This is a genomic window from Anaerotalea alkaliphila, from assembly GCF_010179735.1.
GTDB classification, from domain to species: domain Bacteria; phylum Bacillota; class Clostridia; order Lachnospirales; family Vallitaleaceae; genus Anaerotalea; species Anaerotalea alkaliphila.
Genome location: NZ_JAAEEH010000077.1, coordinates 1 through 2,486, shown reverse-complemented (window position 1 = coordinate 2,486; position 2,486 = coordinate 1). Strand labels below are relative to the sequence as shown.

Annotated in this window: 2 protein-coding genes; both read right to left on the bottom strand. The window is 67.1% G+C overall.

What is annotated here, in order from left to right; translation table 11 throughout:
- A partial coding sequence (locus GXN74_RS14150) for a transketolase family protein (RefSeq protein WP_484476980.1) occupies positions 1 to 1,125 on the bottom strand: 1,125 nt, incomplete at its 3' end.
- A partial coding sequence (gene xylB, locus GXN74_RS14145; protein ID WP_162371580.1) for a xylulokinase occupies positions 1,125 to 2,486 on the bottom strand: 1,362 nt, incomplete at its 5' end. The genes GXN74_RS14150 and xylB, both read right to left, overlap by 1 nt.

The window sequence follows — 2,486 nt, the reverse complement described above, 5'->3', positions numbered from 1 at the left end:
GTCCGCGGCCCCGCCGATCAGGTTGGGGACCTTTTCCGCCAGCCTGTTCAGCACCCCATGGGAGGAAACCCGGGTGGCCTGGGCGCCTGCAGGGCAGGCTCCCTCCAGTTCCCTGTCCAGGCCCAGGCTGTCGGCCTTCTCCAGCCAGCGGCCGAAGGCGGCGGCGTCCTCCGGATGGGCCTGCCTGTACCTTTCCAGCAGCCCGTTCCATCGGGCCTCTTCCCGGGCCAGGCCCTCCGTCAGGAACCGCATCCCCTCCCGGACCTTCGGGGAAACCGTGAAGGGCGCTCCCGTATGGTCCAGGTTCTCCTTCAGCAGCCGGATGTTCTCCTCCCCCAGGGGTTCCCCATGGGCGGAGGCCTTCCCTTCCTTGGGCGGGCAGCCGGCTCCGATCCGGGTGTTCACCTTGACCAGGCTGGGCCTGGCGGTGTCCGCCTTGGCCCGGCGGATGGCCTGGCGGATGGCTTCCGTGTCCTCCCCGTCCTCCACCTCCAGGGTCTGCCATCCGTAGGCCTCGAACCGCTTGGAGACGTCCTCCCGGAATGCGGTGTCCGTGGTGCCTTCGATGGTGATGCCGTTGGAGTCGTAGAGGACGACCAGCTTCCCCAATCCCAGGGTTCCCGCCAAGGAAGCCGCCTCCGAGGAAACGCCCTCCATCATGCAGCCGTCCCCGGCAAGCACATAGGTGTGGTGGTCCACCAGGGCCAGGCCTTCCTTGTTGAAACGCTTGGCCAGATAGGCTTCCGCCAGGGCCATCCCCACGGCGGAGGCGAATCCCTGCCCCAGGGGCCCGGTGGTCATCTCCACCCCGGGGGTGTGGCCGTATTCCGGATGTCCCGGGGTCTTGGAACCGGTCTGCCGGAAGTTCTGCAGGTCCTCCATATCCACCCCGTACCCGAACAGGTGCAGCAGGGAGTAGAGCAGCATGGAGCCATGGCCCGCGGAAAGGATGAACCTGTCCCGGTCGAACCAGGAGGGGTTCCTGGGGTTGTGCTTCATCTCCCCGGCCCACAGGGTGCAGGCCATGGGGGCGGCCCCCAGGGGAAGTCCCGGGTGGCCCGAGCACGCCTTCTCCACCCCTTCTGCGGAAAGCACCCGCACGGTTGAAATCAGATCCTTCTCCATCATCTGCCCCTCCCTGCAAACCAGTCCTTCAGGCTCCCGTAGGCATCCCTGTAGGAGGGATAGACCTGTTCGTAGTGGGCCACGTTCTCCGGTACCGGGGCGATCCGCCCCGTCACCCGGATCATCCTGTCGCAGCCTTCGTCCACCGTGGCGAACAGGCCGCCGCCCACCCCGGCCAGGATGGCCGCCCCCAGGGCGCCCCCCTGGCTGGTGTTGATTTCCTCCAGCTCCATACCGAAGACGTCCGCCAGGATCTGCTTCCAGAGGGCGCTTCTGGCGCCCCCGCCGATGACCCGGACCTGTTCCATGGGGACCTCCAGTTCCCGCAGGATCTCCAGGGAGTCCCGGAGGCCGAAGGCCACCCCTTCCAGCACCGCCCGGGTCAGGTGCCCCCGGGTGGTGTTCATGTCCATGCCCAGGAAGCATCCCTTGGCGTCGGGATCCGCATGGGGCGTCCGCTCCCCCATCAGATAGGGAAGGAACACCACCTTGGACCCGGTGCCCACCGCTTCCGCCTCCTCCAGGAGCACCTCCAGCCCGACGGCGTCCTGGACGGAGTCCGACCACCATTTCAGGCAGTTGGCCGCGGAAAGCATGACGCCCATGGAGTGGTAGCCCCCGTTGGCGTGGCAAAAGGCATGGAGCCTGCAGTCGTCGTCCACCGCATAGCTGCCGTGGGCCGCGAAGACCACCCCGGAGGTCCCCAGGGTGACCGAAACCGTGCCTTCCCTGACGGTGCCCGTGCCCACGGCACCCGCCGCCTGGTCGCCTGCGCCTCCCACCACCAGGATGTCCCCGGAAAGCCCCAGGGCCGCCTTGGCCCCTTCGCTGACCCTGCCGGTGACTTCATAGGATTCGTAGAGCTTGGGCAGTACCTCCTTGCCGACTCCCAGGAAGCTGCACATGGGTTCGGACCAGCACCGGTTCTCCACGTCCAGCAGCAGGGTCCCGGATGCGTCGGACATGTCCGTGGCGAAATCCCCCGTCAGCCTAAAGCGCACATAGTCCTTGGGCAGGAGGATGTGGCGGATCCGCGCGAACAGTTCCGGCCTATGCTTTTTGATCCACAGCACCTTGGGGGCCGTGAAGCCGGTGAGGGCCTTGTTCCCCGTAAGTTCCCGGAGCCGGTCCCTGCCGAAATGCTCCGTGATCCGGGCGCACTCCTCCTCCGTCCTCTGGTCGCACCAGAGGATGGAGGGGAACAGCACCTGTCCCTCCCCGTCCAGGGCCACCAGCCCGTGCATCTGGCCGCTGAAGCCGATGGCGCCGATGCCGTCCCTGGGGATCCCGCAGGTTTCCACCAACTCCCGGACGGCTTCCACCGTACTGTCCCACCAGTCTTCCGGGTCCTGCTCCGCCCA